The organism is Anaerofustis stercorihominis, assembly GCF_024623185.1.
Classification (GTDB): domain Bacteria; phylum Bacillota; class Clostridia; order Eubacteriales; family Anaerofustaceae; genus Anaerofustis.
Genome location: NZ_JANJZK010000059.1, coordinates 1 through 1,581, shown reverse-complemented (window position 1 = coordinate 1,581; position 1,581 = coordinate 1). Strand labels below are relative to the sequence as shown.

The 1,581-nt window shown below is 37.8% G+C and carries 2 protein-coding genes; one reads left to right on the top strand and one right to left on the bottom strand.

What is annotated here, in order from left to right:
• Window positions 1-112: 112 nt before the first annotated feature.
• Window positions 113-799 (bottom strand): 5'-methylthioadenosine/adenosylhomocysteine nucleosidase, encoded by a 687-nt coding sequence (locus NSA01_RS09970; protein ID WP_257481309.1) that lies wholly within the window; start codon window positions 797-799, stop codon window positions 113-115.
• Window positions 800-978: 179 nt separating this feature from the next.
• Between NSA01_RS09970 and NSA01_RS09965 the strand changes: the two genes are divergently transcribed.
• Complete coding sequence (locus tag NSA01_RS09965) at window positions 979-1,536, top strand: DUF5698 domain-containing protein (protein ID WP_117531975.1); 558 nt, start codon at window positions 979-981, stop codon at window positions 1,534-1,536.
• Window positions 1,537-1,581 lie beyond the last annotated feature (45 nt).

Sequence of the window (1,581 nt, the reverse complement as noted above, 5' to 3'; positions counted from 1 at the left end):
GATTTTTAGAAAATCCGACCGCGTTAAAAGCCACCACGGCGGTTGAGTGGAGCCCTTTATTTTTAATCTTTGGGCGAGCAAAGATTGAGCGGGGTGAAAGGGGCAGCGCCCCTTAAAATTTCTTTAAAACAGCAAGCAGCAATTTCGCACAATTATCGCTGGCTTTTCTAAGATTTTCTTTGAAGTCCGTGCTCGCACCTTCGTCGGCGCTGTCGCTTATGCCTCTTATGCCTGCAAAGGGAATATCATTTATATGACATACCTGAGCAAGAGAAGCCGTCTCCATATCCGTACAGTATCCCTCAAAAGTCTTTATTAAATATTCTTTATCTTTTTTATTTGAAACGAATTTATCCGCAGTCAGTATATTACCGAAATATACCCCAAAGTCAAAATCATTCATGACTTTTTCTGCGGTTTCGTTGAACCTTTTATCCTGTTCAAAATATGTAACATCTATATCGGGAACACAGCCGACTTCGTAACCCAGCTGAGTAACGTCCATATCGCTTTGAACGGTCTTTGTGGATAAAACCACATCCCCCACTTCTATACCCTTCTTAAGCCCTCCCGCAACTCCGCAGTTTATAATAAGCTCAGGTTCAAAATTATCAATTAGTTTTTGAGCGGTACAAGCCATTGCGACCTTTCCCGTTAGACATTTTACAGCAGCGATTTTTTTATCTTCAATACTTCCGATAAAGTACCTGCTTCCTTTTATATCTTTCTCTTTTAAATCTTTCATTTCTTTTTTTATCAAATATAATTCTTCGTCCATAGACGCTATTATCCCGATCATAATAATCTCCTCTAATCAATATTTAATTGAATCAATAAATTTTAAATCTACTATTAATTGCATCTTAATGCCCTAATATTATACTACATTTAAAGGAAATGTAAAATTAAAATATTTTTCTTTACTTTATTTCATAAAGTAGTATACTACAGGTAACAATATAAGTAAGAGGTGCAAAAATGGATTTTTTAATGAGTTTTTTAACCAAGACGGGACCCATTGTTTACATGACGATTTTCTTTTTAAAAGTACTGGAAATTTCCCTTGATACACTGCGTATAGTGCTTATCAACAAAGGGCAAAAAGAACTTGGAAGTATAGTAGGGTTTATCGTTATCTTACTTTGGATATTCGTAGCGTCAAGCGTGCTCTCAAGCCTAAGCGAAGATTTGTGGAAGGCTCTTTTTTACGCCCTCGGCTACAGCGTAGGGATATATGTGGGGATAGTCATAGAGAAGAAGATAGCTCTCGGATATGTAAGCATGGAAATAAATGTCAGAGGGACGGAGGGTGAAAACCTTGCAAACATTTTAAGAGAAAACAACTTCGGCGTTACTATCATGAAAGGCGAAGGATTTAATCACACAAGATATATACTTAAACTTCACGTAAACAGAAAGAGAGTCGAAGAAGCAAGGGAAATCGCTTATAACGTCGTACCCGACAGCGTCGTTACCATAAACGATATAGTAACCATAGAAGGCGGGTATATGTACGGAGTTAGGAGAAGAAGGTAAAGTGTTAAGGGCTGTCCTCCCTTAAAAACCCGACCATTCTTTGCT